General features: G+C 57.2%; 15 protein-coding genes. 4 read left to right on the top strand and 11 right to left on the bottom strand.

Annotation, left to right across the window (positions count from 1 at the left end; all coding sequences use genetic code 11):
• Nucleotides 1-2 precede the first annotated feature (2 nt).
• Entirely contained in the window at nt 3-701 is a 699-nt protein-coding gene (hda, locus tag LNA76_RS11090; protein WP_094195790.1) for a DnaA regulatory inactivator Hda, read from the bottom strand.
• A gap of 54 nt (nt 702-755) precedes the next feature.
• Here hda and purM point away from each other — a divergent pair, with 54 nt between their 5' ends.
• On the top strand, nt 756-1,805 hold the full coding sequence (gene purM, locus LNA76_RS11095) for a phosphoribosylformylglycinamidine cyclo-ligase (protein ID WP_094195791.1): 1,050 nt from the start codon (nt 756-758) through the stop codon (nt 1,803-1,805).
• 285 nt (nt 1,806-2,090) lie between these two features.
• Nucleotides 2,091-3,551, top strand: coding sequence for an NCS1 family nucleobase:cation symporter-1 (locus tag LNA76_RS11100; RefSeq protein WP_230019078.1), 1,461 nt, complete (start codon nt 2,091-2,093; stop codon nt 3,549-3,551).
• A 106-nt stretch (nt 3,552-3,657) separates the two neighbouring features.
• Here LNA76_RS11100 and miaA read toward each other — a convergent pair whose 3' ends face one another.
• Nucleotides 3,658-4,596 (bottom strand): tRNA (adenosine(37)-N6)-dimethylallyltransferase MiaA, encoded by a 939-nt coding sequence (gene miaA / locus LNA76_RS11105; protein ID WP_230019079.1) that lies wholly within the window; start codon nt 4,594-4,596, stop codon nt 3,658-3,660.
• A complete protein-coding gene (mutL, locus tag LNA76_RS11110) occupies nt 4,593-6,461 on the bottom strand; it encodes a DNA mismatch repair endonuclease MutL (RefSeq protein ID WP_230019080.1) in 1,869 nt (622 codons plus the stop codon). The genes miaA and mutL overlap by 4 nt, the downstream gene beginning before the upstream one ends.
• 145 nt (nt 6,462-6,606) lie before the next feature.
• Between mutL and LNA76_RS11115 the strand changes: the two genes are divergently transcribed.
• On the top strand, nt 6,607-7,257 hold the full coding sequence (locus LNA76_RS11115; protein WP_094195794.1) for a VTT domain-containing protein: 651 nt from the start codon (nt 6,607-6,609) through the stop codon (nt 7,255-7,257).
• Nucleotides 7,258-7,326: 69 nt separating this feature from the next.
• Here the strand turns inward: LNA76_RS11115 and LNA76_RS11120 are convergent, their stop codons facing one another.
• The 7 genes from LNA76_RS11120 to LNA76_RS11150 form a co-directional block, all read right to left on the bottom strand.
• On the bottom strand, nt 7,327-8,301 hold the full coding sequence (locus tag LNA76_RS11120) for an FAD:protein FMN transferase (RefSeq protein ID WP_230019081.1): 975 nt from the start codon (nt 8,299-8,301) through the stop codon (nt 7,327-7,329).
• Nucleotides 8,282-10,465 (bottom strand): PepSY domain-containing protein, encoded by a 2,184-nt coding sequence (locus LNA76_RS11125; protein WP_108728013.1) that lies wholly within the window; start codon nt 10,463-10,465, stop codon nt 8,282-8,284. The genes LNA76_RS11120 and LNA76_RS11125 overlap by 20 nt, the downstream gene beginning before the upstream one ends.
• A gap of 9 nt (nt 10,466-10,474) precedes the next feature.
• Entirely contained in the window at nt 10,475-10,954 is a 480-nt protein-coding gene (locus LNA76_RS11130; protein WP_094195797.1) for a DUF2271 domain-containing protein, read from the bottom strand.
• 75 nt (nt 10,955-11,029) lie between these two features.
• Nucleotides 11,030-11,350: a PepSY domain-containing protein gene (locus LNA76_RS11135; RefSeq protein ID WP_094195798.1), complete on the bottom strand. Its 321-nt coding sequence runs from the start codon at nt 11,348-11,350 to the stop codon at nt 11,030-11,032.
• A 437-nt stretch (nt 11,351-11,787) separates the two neighbouring features.
• Nucleotides 11,788-13,158, bottom strand: coding sequence for an N-acetylmuramoyl-L-alanine amidase (locus LNA76_RS11140; protein WP_094195799.1), 1,371 nt, complete (start codon nt 13,156-13,158; stop codon nt 11,788-11,790).
• On the bottom strand, nt 13,122-13,622 hold the full coding sequence (tsaE, locus tag LNA76_RS11145) for a tRNA (adenosine(37)-N6)-threonylcarbamoyltransferase complex ATPase subunit type 1 TsaE (protein WP_094195800.1): 501 nt from the start codon (nt 13,620-13,622) through the stop codon (nt 13,122-13,124). The genes LNA76_RS11140 and tsaE overlap by 37 nt, the downstream gene beginning before the upstream one ends.
• A 9-nt stretch (nt 13,623-13,631) precedes the next feature.
• A complete protein-coding gene (locus LNA76_RS11150) occupies nt 13,632-14,528 on the bottom strand; it encodes an AEC family transporter (protein ID WP_094195801.1) in 897 nt (298 codons plus the stop codon).
• A 208-nt stretch (nt 14,529-14,736) separates the two neighbouring features.
• On the opposite strand from LNA76_RS11150, the gene LNA76_RS11155 reads away from it, so the two are divergent.
• The gene (locus LNA76_RS11155) at nt 14,737-15,675 is read left to right on the top strand and encodes a tripartite tricarboxylate transporter substrate binding protein BugE (RefSeq protein WP_230019188.1); all 939 of its coding nucleotides are present in this window, start codon (nt 14,737-14,739) and stop codon (nt 15,673-15,675) included.
• Nucleotides 15,676-15,744: 69 nt separating this feature from the next.
• On the opposite strand, the gene LNA76_RS11160 is transcribed toward LNA76_RS11155, so the two are convergent.
• A complete protein-coding gene (locus LNA76_RS11160; protein WP_094195803.1) occupies nt 15,745-18,033 on the bottom strand; it encodes an NADP-dependent malic enzyme in 2,289 nt (762 codons plus the stop codon).
• Nucleotides 18,034-18,162 lie beyond the last annotated feature (129 nt).

Consider the following 18,162-nt stretch of genomic DNA (forward strand, 5'->3'; position numbering starts at 1 on the left):
ACTCAACTAGAAGATTGGGTCTGGCTGTTGGCCAGAAGTTCTTTGAGCAGGGGTAAAGTGATGGGGCGTTTCTTTACCAGTGAATAGTTGTCCAGCGCATCGATCAGTGCGCTCAAGCGGTTCATATCGCGATCGTAGTGAGTCAGTATCCAACTGAGCACTTCCGCTTGCAGTTGCAGCCCACGGGCAGCGGCCCGCTGTTGCATGGCTTCGGCCCGGTGGGCGTCCGACAGGTATTCCAGTCTGAATACCAGGTCCCAGCCCAGTCGTGTTCGCAAGTCCTCGCGTACTGACATGGTTTTGGGTGCCCGGTCGCCGGAGACCAGCAGCGTGAAGGCGTCGGGCCGGGTGGCCGACTCGCGCCAGCGATTGTACAGTGCAAATACGGCAGCCTGTCCGTGCTTGTCAAAACGTTCGATATCGTCGATGGCCAAGAGGCTGGGAGGGGCTTTGTCATCCGTGGCGATGTCAAAGATGGGCTGGGAGGGAGTATCTGAACTAAAATAGCGGCTGTCGTCTTGACTGGCCATCGCCCGCAGCAGATGTGTTCGACCTGCGCCGGGCGGTCCCCACAGGTAAACCGCGCGTCCTGGACTGCACTGACGCAGAGCCTGCAACGCAGCCTGATTCGCTCCGGCAACAAAGTTGTCCAAAGAGGCAGGCGGTGCTGGAGATATATCCAGAATCAGTTGCTCGGTCATGTGTCGTACAATTTCGTCCAACTCGCAATTTTCACATATCCCACGGCTTTTCCCATGAAAAACACTACTTCTGTTTCCTTGACCTACCGCGATGCAGGCGTGGATATCGACGCGGGCGATGCCCTGGTCGATCGTATTAAACCACTGGCTGCCAAAACCATGCGTGCAGGCGTCATGGCTGGAATCGGAGGCTTTGGCGCTTTGTTTGAAGTGCCTACCCACCTTAAAGAGCCCGTTCTGGTGTCCGGCACCGACGGTGTTGGTACCAAACTACGCCTGGCATTTGACTGGCAGCGCCACGACACTGTGGGTATAGACCTGGTGGCCATGAGTGTCAACGACATTCTAGTCCAGGGCGCAGAACCCTTGTACTTTCTGGATTATTTTGCCTGCGGCAAGCTGTCAGTCGATACGGCGGCTCAAGTGGTGGGTGGCATTGCCAAGGGTTGTGAACTGTCCGCTTGCGCCCTGATCGGTGGCGAAACGGCAGAGATGCCCGGCATGTACCCCGAAGGCGAATACGACCTGGCCGGTTTTGCGGTGGGTGCGGTGGAGAAATCGCGCATTATCGACGGCAAGTCCATTGTCCCCGGTGACGTGGTTCTGGGCCTGGCATCCAGCGGTGCTCACTCCAATGGCTACTCTTTGATTCGCAAGATTCTCAAGCACGCCAATGCCAAGCCTACCGACGAGCTGGATGGCCGTCCTTTGGCTGACGTGGTTATGGAACCCACCCGCATTTACGTGAAATCCGTGCTGGCCGCCTTGGCTGCCCACGGTGCAGACATCAAGGGCTTGGCTCACATCACGGGCGGCGGTTTGCTGGAGAACGTGCCACGCATTCTGCAAAAGCACCTGACTGCCCGCCTGAAGCGCGATTCCTGGACCATGCCTGCCTTGTTCCAGTGGTTGCAAAGCAACGGTAACGTGGCCGACGAAGAAATGTACCGCGTGTTCAACTGTGGTATTGGCATGATCATCATCGTTCCTGCAGACAAGGCAGAGGCCATCAGCGCCACCTTGTCCGAGCAAGGCGAAACCGTCTACCAACTGGGCGAAATCCTGGAACGTCAGGAAGGTCAGGCGCAGACTGAAGTGGTCTGAAACCCTCGGATCTTTCCGTGAATAGAAAAGCCAGCTCAATGAGCTGGCTTTTTTTATTTCTGCGTCTGCTCCCGAAGCCCGCTGTATTAGCGCATCGAATCTGGTGTATTTGATTTTCAAATAAGGTTTATATGAAAGTAATTATGCTGTTTTTCGAGCTAATCCGAATTTAAGTATTACTCGTACATTCCATAATGTTCCCCGGCCAGCAAGGCTCCTACAGTAGCGGCAAGAGCATAGAAATATTAGCTGAAATGTTAGAAGCAATTTCTGAGGGGAAGAAAAATGGAGCATAGCGATTTATCCTTGAAGGACCCGCATCCATCCTTGCATAACGAGGATCTGGCGCCTTTGCCGCGACAAAAACGCTTGTGGGGCTGGTTCGAGATTTTCAACGTCTGGTCCAACGATATTCAAAGTCTGTTTGGCTATACCCTGGCCGCCACCTTGTTTATTTCTTATGGGCTCAATGGCTGGGCCGTGTTTGCCGGTATCTTGCTGGCCGGTTTTATTGTGATGGGCCTAGTGAACCTGAGCGGTAAACCCAGCGTGTTGTATGGCGTTCCCTATCCTGTGATCGCCCGTATCAGCATGGGGGTGAAGGGCGCCAAGTTTCCTGCCCTGGTACGCGGGATTGTGGCTATCTTCTGGTACGGCGTGCAGACCTACTTTGCCTCTACCGCCTTGGCTTTGTTGTTCAATGCCTTGCTCGGCCACCCCGGAGGTGCCCTGTTCCTGGGGCTGGATTGGGTGGGCTGGTTGTCTTACATCGTGGTCTGTGTCTTGCAACTGGGTATTTTTCTGATGGGCATGAAGTGGATTACGCGCTTCCTGAATTGGGCAGGTCCCTTGGTGTACCTGGTGATGTTCGCGCTGCTGGCGGTGATTTGGTACAAGGCAGGCAGCGGTCTGCTTGATAAAGTAGGCGAGATTTTTGCCGGTAAGGGCACTTATGAAGGCGGCCCCTTGATGGCCTTTGGTGCGGTGGTGGGGACCATGGTGGCGTACTTTGCCGCTGTCGTGATCAATTACGGTGACTTCTCGCGTTTTGTGAAAGACGAGCGCAGCATGCGTATCGGTAACTTCATGGGCTTGCCTGTCAGTCTGGCCGTGTTCTCCTTCCTGGCCTTGTTCATTACCGCTGGCACGGCTGTGCTGTTTGGTGAAACCTTGACCAACCCCACCGATATTGTGGATCGTGTCGATAGCCTGGTTCTGACGGTCATTGCGGCTTTGACCTTCTTTGCCGCCACCGTCGGTATCAACCTGGTGGCGAACTTCATTCCGCCTGCTTTTGACCTGGCCAATCTTAAGCCCGAGCTGATCTCCGCAAAGATGGGCGGCATTCTGACTGCTGTCATTGCTTTCTTTATCGGTGCTCTGTGGTTGCCGCTGATCAGCGCCATTGGGATTACCGGCTTTGTGGATACCTTGGGTGCCTTGCTGGCTCCCTTGTACGGCATCATGATTGTGGACTTTTACTTGATTCGCAGACAGCGGGTGGTGGTGTCGGATCTGTTCTCCCTGAAAGAAAGTGGTGCCTACTACTTCCAGAATGGTTGGAACAAGCGTGCCATGACCGCCTTTTTCCTGGCGGCCGTGTTTTCGGTGGCGACGGTGTGGGTACCCGCACTGGCGAATATGGCCGGTTATGGTTGGTTGATTGGTGCCTTGTTGGGCGGTGCGTTCCAGTACCTGGCGATGCGCACTCAAATCCAGCCCAAGCTGAACGGCGCTTCGGTGTAAAAACGGAGTTTGGATAAAAAAAGCGGTCTTTTTGAACAGTCCCTGGCAGTTGGATGCTATCCGGCTGCCAGGGACTGTTCGTAAAAACGAGGCTGTTATCTGAGTATCAAGCTGGCCAGATCTGGCGCGTCGCTTGCACAATCTGCTCGGCAGCTTGCGGGTTCTGGCAGTTGAATTGCAGACGCTCGGGTTCGGATCGCAGCCAGGTCAATTGGCGTTTGGCCAGTTGGCGAGTCGCGGCAATCGCCTGTTCAATGGCCAGGTCCAGGCTGACTTCGCCGTCCAGATATGACCACAGTTGCCGATAGCCTACACAGCGAATAGAGGGCAGGCCGGGATGCAAGTCAGGGCGCTGATAAAGCTTCTCCACTTCCTGCAGCAGCCCTTGTTTGATCATGTCTTGATAGCGAACCGCAATACGTTTATGCAGCCAGGATCGGTCTTCCGGTTCCAGGCTCAGGGTGACGTACCGATGGCTGCCTTCTTGAGGCTGGGCCTTGTCCTTGAGCCAGTCGCTCATGGTCTTGCCGCTGATATGGAAAATCTCCAGCGCACGTTGAATGCGCTGGCTATCGCGTGGAGCCAGTCGGGCGGCTGTTACCGGGTCGATGCGGGTCAGTTCCGCGTGCATGCCGGGCCAGCCAATTTCCTGGGCGCGTTCATCCAGTTGCTGGCGAATGGCAGGGTCGGCCTGTGGCAAGTCGTTCAAGCCCTCACGCAAGGCTTTGTAATACAGCATGGTGCCGCCACATAGGACGGGATAATGCCCGCGTGCCTGAATCTCCTGAATCAGTCGGGTGGCATCGGTGGCGAATTCCGCCGCCGAATAACTTTCAACTGGGTCGCGAATATCCAGCAAGTGGTGGGGGATAGCCGCTTGTTCCTGGGCGCTGGGCTTGGCGGTGCCAATATCCATGTCACGATAAATCGTGGCCGAGTCCATCACAATCACTTCAATTGGCCAGTGTTGCGCCAGGATATGCGTGCTTGCGCTTTTGCCGCTGGCCGTCGGGCCGGCCAGGCACAGAATGGGTAAATCGTTCATTGTCCACGCATAAAAAGTTTGTCCAGCTCGCTGAGCTTCCATTGGAACCAGGTGGGGCGGCCGTGATTGCACAAGTCGGCCCGATCAGTTTGTTCCATCTTGCGAAGCAAAGCGTTCATCTCGGGAATGCTCAGGCGGCGATTGGCACGTACCGCACCGTGGCAGGCCATGGTCGAGAGCAGTTCGTTGCGCTGTTCATCCAGATGGCGTGACGATCCTACCTGCGCCAGATCGCGCAGCACGGCACGGGCCAGGGATTCGATATCGCCTTGCGCCAGGAGGGCAGGGACGGCGCGCACGGCCATCGTGGTGGGGCCTGCCGGGCTCATGCTCAGACCCAGCTCGGCCAGGGTCTCCTGATGCTCATCCAGTAAAGCGATATCGCTTTCCGAGCAGCCAAAGACCACGGGGACCAGCAAGTCTTGGCGAGGTAGCTCACGACCATCCAGCGCCTGCTTTAACTGTTCGTAGACCACACGTTCGTGGGCGGCGTGCATGTCCACCAGAATCATGCCTTGACGGGTTTCCGACAGAATGTAGATACCGTGCAATTGGCCCAGCGCCATGCCCAAGGGAAATTCGTCGGTCGCGCTATCCGTGTCGCTTTGATAGTCGGTGACGGGGGTGTTGCTGGAAACAGGCTCAATCGGGCGGTACATGCTTTTCCAGTCTGCACCACCTCCGGAAGGTTCGCGCATGTTGAAGCTGGATTGCCAGCCTTGGCGAGCCGGATGGCTATATGGCATGGCGGGGTCGCCGCTGGTATAGGAGCCGCCTGCTGCGCCAGGAACGGGGGAAGGGTAGGGTGTATCTGGCGCTTGGGGCTGGGTGGCACCTTCAGGCAAAGGCATGGCGGCAATAGGCGTTTCACCGGCCATACTGCCTTGCGCCAAGGTTTGTCCCACGGATTGCAGCACAAAGCGGTACACGGCACCACTGTCACGGAAGCGGACTTCGTGCTTGGCCGGGTGTACGTTTACATCCAGTGTGGAGGGGGCAATGTCCAGAAACAGGGCATAGGCGGGTTGGCGATCCCCATGCAGTACATCGGCATACGCACTGCGTATGGCATGAGACACGGTACGATCGCGCACAAAGCGGCCATTCACAAACAGGAACTGCTTGTCTCCACTTGGGCGAGCGTGGGCAGGGTGAATCACCAGACCACGCAAGCTGATCAGGCCTTGTTCCTGGGCGACGGGCAGGCTTTGCTCAATAAACTCTTTGCCCAAGATATCCAGCAGGCGCTGCTCTAGCGTGCCACTGCGCCAGTGGCGCTGGGGTTTGTCATTGTGAAACAGGCGAAAAGCGATTTGTGGCTGTGCCAGGGCAATGCGCTCCAGCGCAGTCACGCAATGGCCGTACTCCGTGCCTTCCGTACGCAGAAACTTGCGACGGGCGGGGATCTCGTCAAAGAGCTGGCGTACATCCACATGCGTGCCGATCTGCCCAGAGGCCGGTTGAGGTTCACTTTGGCCTAGCGAGTACTCCCAGGCGTGTGGGTCGTCCTGGGTGCGCGAATTGATCGTCAGACGGGCGACCGAGGCAATCGAGGGCAGGGCCTCACCCCGAAAACCCATGGATGCCACAGACTCCAACTCTTCGAGCGAGCGAATCTTGCTGGTAGCATGTTGCAGCAGCGCCAAGGGCAATTCTTCTTGCGTGATGCCGTGACCATCGTCGCTGACAGAGATGCGGCGGATACCACCGCCGTCCAGACGAATTTCGATGGCACTGGCACCGGCGTCAATGGCGTTTTCCAGCAGTTCCTTCAGGACAGATGCCGGGCGCTCGATAACCTCACCGGCTGCAATTTGGCTTACAAGCAAGTCAGGGAGTGGGATAATACGGCGTCTTGATGACATAGGGCGGCTGGCCTTGTGTGTATTCAGGGTTGAACCATACACGTTCAACGGGTTTCAAACGGTAGCGGCTTATTTTAACCGCTTGATCTATGGTGTCGGTCTGGTCAGTATTGGGCTGGCTGGATTGTTATTTTGGCGTGGAACTATGCCCGATTTACTCAGCATGATCCTTCATATTGACCAATACCTGGGGGTGTGGGTCGAGCAGTATGGGGCCTGGATTTATCTTGTTCTGTTCTTGATTATATTTGGCGAGACCGGGCTTGTGGTTCTGCCTTTCCTGCCGGGCGACTCTTTGCTGTTTATTGCCGGAGCCTTCGGTGCCTCGGGCATGCTGGACCCGGTGATGCTCGGTGGCCTGCTGATCGTGGCGGCGGTGCTGGGCAATACCGTGAACTATCACGTGGGGCGGTATATAGGCCCGAAAGTCTTTACCCAGGAATCCCGATTCCTGGATCGCCGTGCGCTGGTCAAAACCCATGCTTTCTATGAAAAGCATGGTGGCAAGACCATCGTCATTTCCCGCTTCCTGCCTCTGTTCCGTACCTTCGCGCCTTTTGTGGCGGGAGTGGGGCACATGAATGCCTGGCGCTTTCAGATGTACAACATGACAGGCGCGGTTTTATGGATTTGCAGCTTGATTACGCTGGGCTACTTCTTTGGTAACGTGCCTTTCATCAAGGCGCATTTGAATACTATCGTGCTGATTGGTATTGCGGCTGCCGCGGTGCCTGTTGTGGCCGGGGCCTTGTGGAAGATCTTCAAACGCAAGAGCAAGGGTGATGCCGCTTTATAGGCTGTCGAGTCCGCTGCCTGATACGACTGGGCCGTGCGAAAACGGGACGCTAAGGCGTCCCGTTTTTCATCATGCCTTTGCTGGCGATGCTGGCGCTTCGCTAAACCGCCCCAGGCCAACGGTGGTCAAACGATTGTCACGACGCAGTAGCCAAAGCGCTTCTATGCCCATGCGTTGTGCCAAGGCCATGCCATCGCTGCCGCTGACCAGCAAGGCGGTGGCCCAGGCATCGGCCCGCATGCAGTCTGGCGCCAGAACAGTTACGGACGCGATATCGTTGCGCACAGGTGCGCGATGCCTGCTATCCATGGTGTGTGCGACTCGGATATCACCGAGCTGTAAAAAACGCCGATAATCGCCCGAGGTGGCGATGGACAGATTATCCAGTTCAACCACGCTGTGAGTGGAGCGCCGTCCATCCTGGGGGTATTCGACCGCTACCGCCCAAGGCTGGCCTTGACACTGGCTGTTCAGGGCGCGAAGTTCTCCGTCCAGGGCCAGCAAGGCGTGATCAAGGCCGTGCTGACGCAGCACCAGGGCCATGCGGTCTACTGCATAGCCTTTGGCGATCCCGCACAGGTCTAGCTGTAGGGGAGCGTGTTTGATGGCGCGGCCGGCGGCCATATCCAGTTCCAGTGTTTCGTAAGCGGGGGTAGAGCCTGCTTGAGCGGCACGACGGATGGCGGCAGCATCGGGCTCATGTCGGGCGGGGCCAAAACCCCAGGCATCTACCAGGTCCCCCAGGCCAGGGTCAAAAGCGCCCTGGCTGCGACGATTGATCTCCAGGGCATAGGCTAACACCTCAAGTATTTCTGGGGGCAGGTCCAGCCATGTACCGGGAGGGGTCCGGTTGAGCCGATTTAGCTCGCTGTCGGGCAGCCACGGGGACATTTGCCGATCCACTTGGTGAACGGCCTCTGCCAGCGCTTGTTGCAGGTCTGCTACCTCCACGGCATCGGTCGTTTCCACAAGGGCGGACCAGCGCGTGCCCATGGTTGGGCCGTTCAGTGTCAGGCGTCGAACGTCAGAAGAGGTCTTCGGCATAGCGCCCGTTCTCCTTGAGCCAGGCCAGGTTTTTGCCCATATCCATCAGAATAGTGTCCAGTTCTTGTCTGATTGCCTGAGCCATGGGGCGGCTGCCACAAACACGCACAAGCGCGCCTTTTTCCAGAAGGGTGCGGATCTGTTGGGCGTCACGCTGTACGGCGTTCTGTACATAACCGCCACCATCAGGCATTCGGGAGAAGCTTGTGTGCAATTGGTGTAGATGGCCTTGGGTCTGCCAGTCTTTGAGCTCCTTCTCAAAATAATAATCCTGTTTGGAATCACGAGTACCGTAATACAGGTACATGGGACGATGTCGCCTATTGTCGCGAATGAAACCGGCCAACGGAGCCACCCCGGTGCCCGCGCCAATCAACACCACTGGGCTTCGGGAGCCGGTCAGCGTGAAGCCGGGGTTGGGCCGGATGAAGGCTTGAATCTGATCTCCGATCTGCAGGCGATGCAAATACGGAGAGCAAACACCACCGCTTGTGTATCGCACACAGATTTCCACGAACCCATCCTGTTTGCCTGAGGCCAGTGAGTAGTAGCGTGGGACTGACTGTTCGCCGGGAGGAAGAACGCCCAGCAGGTCTCCGGCTGCGAAGCGGGGCACTGGCTGGTCGGGCAGCGCAAAGCGCAGGATGACGGCGGGCTGACCCGTAGCACCGGGAAAGTCCTGGCGTGACAGCAGTGTCAGGGTTGCCATGCGCGGCAAACGAGGCTGGTAGGCAAGCGGCACAGCTTGCCCCAGCGCGTCAGAAAGGCTTCGTCCCCAACGAGCAAACTCCTGGGGAGATTGCTGATGAATACGCTCTAGCGCCAGCAAAGGTTTCCATCCCCGCTCCCGCAAGGCGTGCTCGAGCGTGTTGGCAAATCCGCAAAAGTCAGGAAACTGTCTATCCCCAAACCCTAAAACCGCGACTTGAGCGTCAGTGGGCGGCTGGCTGGCGATCTGTTTGAGTGCTTTTTGTGCGTGGGCGGGCGGCTGGCCTTCACCGTAAGTGGCGGCCAGGATATATACCTGGCGGGCCGTTGGTGGTACTCGCCAGTTCTCCAGCGTGGTGGTATGTACCTGACGACCCATGGCTTTGAGTGCGTCGTGCAGCGCTTGCGCAAACCCCCAGGTACTGCCGCCCTCACTGGCGACAAAAATCAGACTGTCGGCCTGGGCCAGTGGGCTATTGCCTTTAAGCGTGGGACGGCTGCGGCGCGCTTGCCACCACATTAGGATACCTGTGTACCAGAACAAGGGTATGCACGCTGCCGATAGGCCAAGAAAAATGGCCCACAGCCAGGCTCCATCTCCGGTATGCAAGAGCAAGATCCAGTCGTAGAGGCGTTGTGCCAGGGTCGACGGCTCCCAGGCCAAGGTCTGACCTTGGTACTGGTCCGCCCAGCCTTGGCCCTGAACAGTGAGAACGCGCCAAGTGTCTTGAGGGTCCTCATGTGTTGGTAGATTGAGCCGTTGCAGATCCTGCACACGTAAAGTCTGCAACAGGTCGATCTGGCCCGGTGGAAGCGGCGGCTGTCCGGTGGCTTGCGAGCTCACTTCGGGCTCCGTGCTCGGACTTAGCGTGATCAGCTCGAACGTGCTGGCGCTCATGTAAAGGGCCGTGGCTGAGGACAGGGCCAGGATCAATAAAATGACCCTGCCGCTCAGTACATGCAGGCGTTGGGGGAGGGTGCCACGCACGGGCCCGGTAAGTCCCCGCCAGCCACCCATTCGACGCAGCAGCAACACCAGTCCGGACACAGACAGGGTCAACATGGCCAGAGCAACCATGGCTGCTGTAATGCGTCCTGGGTCGTCCATCAAGAAAGTGCGATGCAGGTTTTTGACCCAACGCGGCAGCAGGGAGGCCTGGTAGTCTCCCAGGATTTTGCCGTCTGCCGGGTCCACACGTATGGCCCGGGCTTGTCCGTTCTCAAACGCATAGACCACGAAGATGCCTGATGGCAGATGACGAATTTCTTCTGCGCCAGGGACAGTGCTCTTTACGCGCTCCACCAGTGTGGCAAGCGGCAGGTCGGACTCGGTGGGAGCGGCCTGCAGGGCGTTGCGCAAGGGCTCAAGTGCCAACATCGTGCCTGTGATGGCCAGTACCAGCGCGAGGGTGCCTGCTACCAGTCCCAGCCATCGATGGACGAATCGCCAGATCATGTAGGTTCCTTACTGCAACTGATAGGTCAGGGATTGAATATATTGTTTGCCTGTCTGTGGCGAGCCCGCGTTGGCGGCAGTCAGGGGAACACGGATTTCTGATGGGCTATCCCGCATGTCTTCGGCGGCGGCATCGACACGGAGCTCGTAGCCGGCGTCAATCAGGGCATCCTCCAGTTCTGCTGTCACCTCCAGAGTGCGCCCGGCACCGACGCTGGCGCCGGTTACTCCTTGCAGGCGTTGGCCATCGCTGGCGGACAAGCGATTCCAGTCTGCCAGATGCTTGTAGTATTTGGCTTTGCCGCCGGCGACCCACAGTGTGCGTACATACGCGCCCTGGGCATCGGTCAGGTAGACGGCCAAATAGGCCCCGTCACCGCCGTAGTCTTTGAGGGTAGTGGAAAGTGCCACGGTACGGCCCTGCGCTAAAGAGGGCAGGGCCACGGTACAGGCTGCAGCCAGGGTGGTGAGAAGAAAACGCTTGGACATGATGGTTCTCCGGTGTGATCAAAGGGAAACAACTTCAGGGTTGAGGGCAGGAAGGACGGCGGCCAAGTGCAGGCTTCAGTGATTCCTTTCGCGCTCACGTTCGCGCTCCGGCTTGTCGTGACCCTCGCGCACTTTCATTTTCACGATGCGTAGCGTTTGCGGGTCAAGCTTGGCTTTGAACGAACGGCCTTGAGCATCCCGGCCGCGAATTTCATAGCAGCCGTCGTCAATTTTCAGGCGTTGCACCTGCCAGCCCAGACGAGCGGCATGCTCCAGGGCCGCATCCCGGCTTTGCCATTGCTGTACTGGGACATCGCAGTCGTCATCAGCACGGGCTGGCCCGGCTATCAGGGACAGGCATAGGTACACAATAAGCAGGCAGGGGGGGGATTTCATGATTTTTTCCTTGTCGTTTGAAGCCAATGCAAGAACGCTCGGAGGACATGGCAGGGTGTGTGTGCCTGGTCGTTGAGCCGACCAGCACATGGCTGCAGGGTGAGCCGATCAGGGAGGTGATTCGCGACAGGCGCGCGGACTACCCTGGCCTGGAATGAAGGGCAGGGGAGACGGGTAAGGAGCCGGACTGTACAGGCACAATGAGGCTTTGTTGGAATGGCGCAAGAAAGTGGATAGAGCCCTTGTTTGTCTCATCGACTATCTCTTGGAAATGAGTACTGGTTAACCTGTTTTCACGTAACGGCGCCGTAAAAAGAAATACGGCTAGTGTAGCGACTACGGGGCCTGATGAAATGAGTTTACGCTGGTGGGCATTGCCAAAGATCAAAAAAAGCGCAGCAGAAATCTGGTGCGCTTTTTGTGTGGGGCTTTACGGTTCAACTGCGGCTGGCCAATGCCGGGAATTCGGCAAAATAGCCTCGAATGCCCGTCAAAATAGCCTGGGCGATCTTGTCTTGATGCGAGGAACTACGTAGCAGACGTTCTTCTTCCGGATTACTGATAAATGCCGTTTCAATCAGAATTGAAGGAATATCGGGGGCTTTCAATACAGCAAAACCGGCGCGCTCGACACGACGTTTATGCAGGCGGTTAATCTTGCCGATCTCGCCCAGTAGACGCGAACCCACTTTTACCGAATCGTTGATCTGGGCAGCCGTAGACAGGTCCAGCAAAATTTGCGCGACCTGCCGGTTATGGGAACCCAGGTTCAGACCACCGATCAAGTCGGCATCATTCTCTTTTTTTGCCAGCCAACGGGCCGCCGAGCTGGTTGCCCCGTTTTGAGACAAGGCGTACACGGACGAGCCACGCGCGCTAGGTTTGATCCAGGCATCTGCGTGAATACTGATAAACAGATCCGCCTTTACCCGGCGAGCTTTTTGCACACGTACTTGCAGCGGGACGAAAAAGTCTGAATCCCGCGTCAAATACGTACGCATATTGGGCTGCGCATCAATCAGGCGCTTCAAACGTCGAGCGATGTTTAGCACCACATCTTTCTCACGTGTACCACCCGGACCAATGGCACCGGGATCCTCTCCGCCATGACCGGGGTCCAGTGCAATCAACAAAGGACGATTGGGTGTGCCAGGTGTTGCCGCCGGCGAAGGAGCGCGGGGCGGGGTGCTGACGGGTGGGGGAGTCCGCGCCACAGCGGGTGGCAGGGATTGCCCTCGGACAGTTGGCACTGGAGCGTCAGGCGAATTTTGAGCCAGGCTTTCCAGCACGGAAGCCAAGGGGTCATCGTCGTCCTGAATTTGCAGGGCCAGTAGCGGGTCCTGGGCCACGCGCGGGTACAAGTCCAGAACCAGACGGTACTTGTATTCACCAACGGGCTTGAGTGTAAAGATCTGGGGGGCGATGGGCTGTTTCAGATCCAGTACCAGACGCACGACGTCGGGCCGGTTCTGGCCCACACGCACCGAGCGAATATAGGGATCGTTAGGACGGACTTTGGAAACCAGCTCCTCGATAGTGCGGTTCATGGTCAGTCCCTGGATGTCCACCACCATGCGATGGGGATTTTCCAGCGTGAAGTGCTCGGCCTTGAGCTCGCTATCCATTTCCAGGGTGACGCGGGTGTATTCGTCAGCCGGCCAGGTACGGACGGCCACGATGGTGCTGGCGTTCGCCAGTCGCGGGATGACAGGAAGCAGGAACAGGGTAGTGGCCGTGGCGACGAATCGGCGACGGGCCTTGCCGGCGGGGGCTACTTCTGCAGGCTGGGGGCGAGTGTCGTAATCCATAGCGTTCCTTTGGCGCTGTGTGCATCCAGAGTGGCCAAACGACCGTCACCGCAATAATCCAGGTGTAAATCCAGATCGGGCTCGGGCAATAAATCCCCTGCTTTTTCGGGCCATTCGATCAGCACAACGGCATTGTCTTGCAAAATATCGCGAAAACCTGCATCGACCCATTCTCGTGGATCGCTAAATCTATAGAAATCAAGATGATAGAAGTATAAGCTAGAAACTTTATAACTTTCAAGTAAAGCGTAGCTGGGGCTTTTGATACGACCGGTAACACCGCAGGCTCGTAACAGGGCGCGAACGAAGTGGGTTTTACCGGCGCCCAGATCACCATGAAGGTGAATTCGGCCCCCCAGGGGTACGCCAGGCACCTGACCGCTAAGCAAGGGAGCAAGTCGCTCGGCCAAGGCGGTGGTGGCGTCCTCGTCAGGCAAGGACAGGGTCAACGCATGCGGATTCATAGGCGAGGATCAGGTAGCAAGGGATAACCACAGCGGAATGGTCAAGCCCGCTAGTATAGTGCCGATCGACATGGTTAGCGCGACCATGCGGCTATCGGCCCCCATACGGGCAGCCAGGACGTGGGCAGAAGAGGCCGTAGGCAGAGCGGCAAACACCAGTAACATCTGGCGCTCCAGTGGGCTCATATCCAACACCCAGGCAGTCGCCAAGGCAGCCAGGGGCAAAGCCAGCAGTTTGATGGCCGTGATCCAGCTGATCAGTGCGCCCGCCCGGCGCGAGCCTTGCAGCGATAGGGCGGCACCGACACACAGTAAACCAATCCCCAAGGCGCAGGCCCCCAAGCGGCTAAAGGCCAATTGAACCGGGCCTGGTACGGACAAACCAGCCAGATTCCAGGCCAATGCCGCTACGGTAGACAGGATCAGGGGATTTTTAAGCAGTTCGATTGCGATGCGGCCTTGTTGCCCACGCGCCAGCACGGTGACGGCCACCATATTGGCCATGGGAACCGAAAAACCTACCAGCAAGGCCATGACCGCCACTCCCGGTGGGCCAGCAATCGCGCTGGCCAGGGACATCCCTAAATAGGTATTGAAGCGAAATGCACATTGGGTCAGGGCCGCATGCTGCAAAAGTTCGGGTTTCAGAATAGGCAGGGCCAGCCAGGCCAGTAAGGTGCCGACAGAAATTAAAACAGCGGCAGCCACTAATAGAGGCCACGTGTCAGCCAAATTGAGGGGGATACGGGTAATGGAATCAAACAGCAGTGCAGGAAACAGCACGTAATAGACTAGTTTTTCAGCACCCTGGAAAAAATCCCGACTGAAATGGAAGCGGTGCAGCAACAAAGCCCCCAGTGCAATCAACAGAAAATCGGGCAGGATCAGCGGAAAAATGGTGGTCATAATGACGGTCGTTAAAGGCAGATATAGGTATATCCCCTGTAAGTATCTGCTTTCACAATTAACAATGGTTGGGGATTAGCTGCGCTATTATTGTTTGGTTCCCCTTACCCAGGGGATGGATCTACAAAAAGACGAAAGAGGAGATGTTCCCATGATAGAGAAGTTTCCCAAGAAATTTGCACTGCTATCCCTTTGTGCAAGTTTGTCCATGATCGGCACGGCCAATGTCGCGCACGCTCAAGCGGATTACCCTAATCAGGCGATTCGCGTCATTGTTCCGTTTGCGCCCGGTGGCTCCACCGATATTGTGGCGCGTATTGTGACCAAGGGCATGAGCGAAGTGTTGGGTCAGTCCATGGTGATAGAAAACAAGGGTGGTGCCGGTGGCGCTATTGGAGCGGCAGAGGCGGCTCGCGCTAAACCTGACGGCTACACCTTGTCGATCGCGACTGTCTCGACCTTGGCCGTGAACCCCGCCTGCCGTCCCAATGATCTGCCCTATGATCCCTTGAAAGACTTTTTGCCGGTCAGCAACTTTGCCAACCTGCCCAACGTGATCGAGGTCAATCCCAAATTTCCGGCACAAAACTTCAAAGAGTTCGTGCAGCAGTTGAAAGCGAATCCCGGTAAATATTCTTATGGCAGCTCCGGGACATGCTCGGTGTTGCACTTGTTTGGTGAAGCCTTCAAGCTGGCAACCGGCACAGACATCGTCCATGTGCCTTACCGGGGCTCCGGTCCTGCTGTGACCGATGCCGTTGGTGGCCAGATCAACGCCATGTTTGATAACTTGCCTTCCTCCATGGCTCAGATTCAGGCTGGTAATTTACGCGCCCTGGCGATTGCCTGGCCCGAACGTCTGCCTGTGCTCAAAGATGTGCCGACCCTGGCTGAGGAAGGTTACCCGCAGCTAAATAGTCCAGCCTGGTATGGTCTGCTGGCCCCTAAGGGTACGCCTCCTGAAATTGTTGCCAAGTTGCATGCAGCCGCTGTTGAGGCCTTGAAAAAGCCTGAAATTATTGCTGCCCTGGAAAAGCAGGGAGCAACACCTTCGGGTAATTCGCCTGAAGAGTTCGCCAAGGAAATCAAAGAGCAGTACGACTGGGCCCACGACGTGGTCAAGAAAGGCAATATCAAGCTGGAATAAGGTTTGAATCAGAGGTAGTAATAAAAAAACCGGCCTTTGCAGGCCGGTTTTTTATGTCAGCCCTAAGGCTTAGCCACGATTGGCTTGCAGCACGGTCAGGGCTGTCATGTTGATGATGCGGCGTACGGTCGAGCTGTAAGTCAGAATATGCACAGGAGCATTGGCACCCATCAGGAAGGGGCCAATGGCGACGTTGCTGCCGGCGGCGGTTTTGAGCAGGTTGTAGCTGATATTGCCGGCATCCACGTTCGGGCAGACCAGCAGGTTGGCAGAGCCTGTCAGCGAAGAGTTAGGCAAGGTGCGGCTACGCAGGGCCTCGTCCAGCGCGCAGTCGGCGTGCATTTCGCCTTCTACTTGCAGGTCCGGTGCCTGTTCGTGAATCAGCTTGAGCGCTTCGCGCATCTTGGGGCCGGAGGCGGCTGAATCCGAACCGAAGTTAGAGCGCGACAGCAGGGCTACCTTGGGTTCCAGACTCAGCGTGCTCAACATGCGGGCCGCTTCAATCGTGTATTCCGCAATTTCCTGCGCATTCGGGTCGTCGTTGACGTGCGTATCGGTCAGGGCGAGCGTGCGCTCGCCCAGGAGCAGGATGTTCATGGCGGCGTACACGCTGGAGTCGGGCTTGCGACCGATCATCTCGTCGATGTAGCGCAGGTGGTTGTGGTAGGAGCCGATTGTGCCGCAAATCATGCCATCGGCATCGCCCAGGTGCACCATGGTGGCGCCAATCAGCGTCAGGCGGCGACGCATTTCCACGCGAGCCATTTCCTTGCTGATCCCGCGACGGCACATTTTTTCCCAATAGGTGGTCCAGTACTGGTGGAAGCGGTCGTCTGATTCTGGATTGGTCACTTCCACATCCACGCCCAAACGCAGGCGCAGACCGAATTTCTTGATGCGGGACAGCAGTACGGCAGGGCGGCCCACCAGAATCGGGTGAGCCAATTTCTCATCCACAATCACTTGTACGGCACGCAGCACACGCTCCTCTTCGCCCTCGGTAAAGACGATGCGAGCCTTGCCGCCTTCGCGCACCAGTTGCTTGGCGATGGCAAAAACGGGCTTCATGAATGCGCCGGAGTGGTAGACAAACTGTTGCAACTTGGCAATGTAGCCTTCCAGATCGGCGATAGGGCGGGTTGCCACGCCTTCTTCCATGGCCGCCTGGGCCACGGCGGGGGCGATACGCACGATCAGACGGGGATCAAAGGGTTTGGGAATCAGGTACTCGGGGCCAAAACTCAGTCCATAACCACCGTAGGCTGCGGCTACTGCTTCGTCTTGCTCTTCTTCGGCCAGAGCAGCAATGGCGCGGGCAGCCGCTTTTTCCATGCCACGGGTAATCGTGGTGGCGCCCACATCCAGCGCACCGCGAAAGATGTAGGGGAAGCACAGCACGTTGTTGACCTGGTTCGGGAAGTCCGAACGGCCAGTTGCCATGATCACGTCGTCGCGGGCGGCTTTGGCCACTTCAGGCAGGATTTCGGGGGTGGGGTTAGCCAGCGCCATCACAAAAGGACGGTCTGCCATCTTTTGCAGCATTTCAGCTTTCAGCACACCGCCGGCGGACAGGCCCAGGAACACATCGGCGTTTTCGATGACGTCCGCCAGCTTGCGGGCCTCGGTTTCTTTGGCGAAACGAGCCAGCTCGGGCACTTGGTGGCCAGGGCGGCCTTTGTAGACCACACCATCAATGTCCGTTACCCAGACGTTTTCTTCGGGCAGACCCATGTCCACCATCAGGTCCAGGCACGCCAAAGCGGCCGCACCGGCACCGGAGGTCACGACTTTGATCTTCTTGATGTCTTTGCCGACAACTTTCAGGCCGTTCAGAAACGCTGCCGACACGCAGATGGCGGTACCGTGCTGGTCGTCGTGAAAGACAGGGATGTTCATGCGCTCGCGCAGCTTGCGCTCAACCTCAAAACACTCGGGTGCCTTGATATCTTCCAGGTTGATGCCCCCGAAGGTAGGCTCCAGGCCGGCGATGATGTCCACCAGTTTGTCGGGATCGGTTTCGTTGATTTCGATATCAAAGACATCCAGGCCAGCAAACTTCTTGAATAAAACGGCCTTGCCTTCCATCACGGGCTTGGAGGCCAAGGCACCGATATTGCCCAGGCCCAGCACGGCAGTACCGTTGGAGATCACGCCCACCAGGTTGCCACGGCCGGTGTAGCGGAAGGCATTTTGTGGGTCAACCACGATTTCTTCGCAGGCGGCAGCAACACCTGGGGAATAGGCCAGGCCCAGGTCACGCTGGCTGACCAAAGGTTTGGTCGCGGCAATAGTGACTTTGCCGGGAATGGGGAACTCGTGGTAATCCAGGGCGGCTTGTCGATCTACAGGTGAACTCATTGCGTGTCCTTTTGCTCAGGCGCCAAACAGGGGTTTGGTGAAATCCAGGGAAGGCGTGGCGAATAGTGCGTCACTGCCGGTTTTCAACAAGTGTAGATAATTAAACAGACCCGGGTATTAGGGCTTATT

Source organism: Alcaligenes sp. MMA (assembly GCF_020907215.1).
Taxonomy (GTDB): domain Bacteria; phylum Pseudomonadota; class Gammaproteobacteria; order Burkholderiales; family Burkholderiaceae_B; genus Alcaligenes; species Alcaligenes aquatilis.

Bases quoted from the DNA above. Each gene is read 5' to 3' on its own strand.
- LNA76_RS11115 (WP_094195794.1), top strand. From the start codon at position 6,607: ATGCCCGATTTACTCAGCATGATCCTTCATATTGACCAATACCTGGGG.
- LNA76_RS11125 (WP_108728013.1), bottom strand. From the start codon at position 10,465: ATGATCTGGCGATTCGTCCATCGATGGCTGGGACTGGTAGCAGGCACC.
- LNA76_RS11100 (WP_230019078.1), top strand. From the start codon at position 2,091: ATGGAGCATAGCGATTTATCCTTGAAGGACCCGCATCCATCCTTGCAT.
- LNA76_RS11150 (WP_094195801.1), bottom strand. From the start codon at position 14,528: ATGACCACCATTTTTCCGCTGATCCTGCCCGATTTTCTGTTGATTGCA.
- miaA (WP_230019079.1), bottom strand. From the start codon at position 4,596: ATGAACGATTTACCCATTCTGTGCCTGGCCGGCCCGACGGCCAGCGGC.
- LNA76_RS11140 (WP_094195799.1), bottom strand. From the start codon at position 13,158: ATGGATTACGACACTCGCCCCCAGCCTGCAGAAGTAGCCCCCGCCGGC.
- tsaE (WP_094195800.1), bottom strand. From the start codon at position 13,622: ATGAATCCGCATGCGTTGACCCTGTCCTTGCCTGACGAGGACGCCACC.
- hda (WP_094195790.1), bottom strand. From the start codon at position 701: ATGACCGAGCAACTGATTCTGGATATATCTCCAGCACCGCCTGCCTCT.
- purM (WP_094195791.1), top strand. From the start codon at position 756: ATGAAAAACACTACTTCTGTTTCCTTGACCTACCGCGATGCAGGCGTG.
- LNA76_RS11130 (WP_094195797.1), bottom strand. From the start codon at position 10,954: ATGTCCAAGCGTTTTCTTCTCACCACCCTGGCTGCAGCCTGTACCGTG.
- LNA76_RS11155 (WP_230019188.1), top strand. From the start codon at position 14,737: ATGATCGGCACGGCCAATGTCGCGCACGCTCAAGCGGATTACCCTAAT.
- LNA76_RS11135 (WP_094195798.1), bottom strand. From the start codon at position 11,350: ATGAAATCCCCCCCCTGCCTGCTTATTGTGTACCTATGCCTGTCCCTG.
- LNA76_RS11120 (WP_230019081.1), bottom strand. From the start codon at position 8,301: ATGCCGAAGACCTCTTCTGACGTTCGACGCCTGACACTGAACGGCCCA.
- mutL (WP_230019080.1), bottom strand. From the start codon at position 6,461: ATGTCATCAAGACGCCGTATTATCCCACTCCCTGACTTGCTTGTAAGC.
- LNA76_RS11160 (WP_094195803.1), bottom strand. From the start codon at position 18,033: ATGAGTTCACCTGTAGATCGACAAGCCGCCCTGGATTACCACGAGTTC.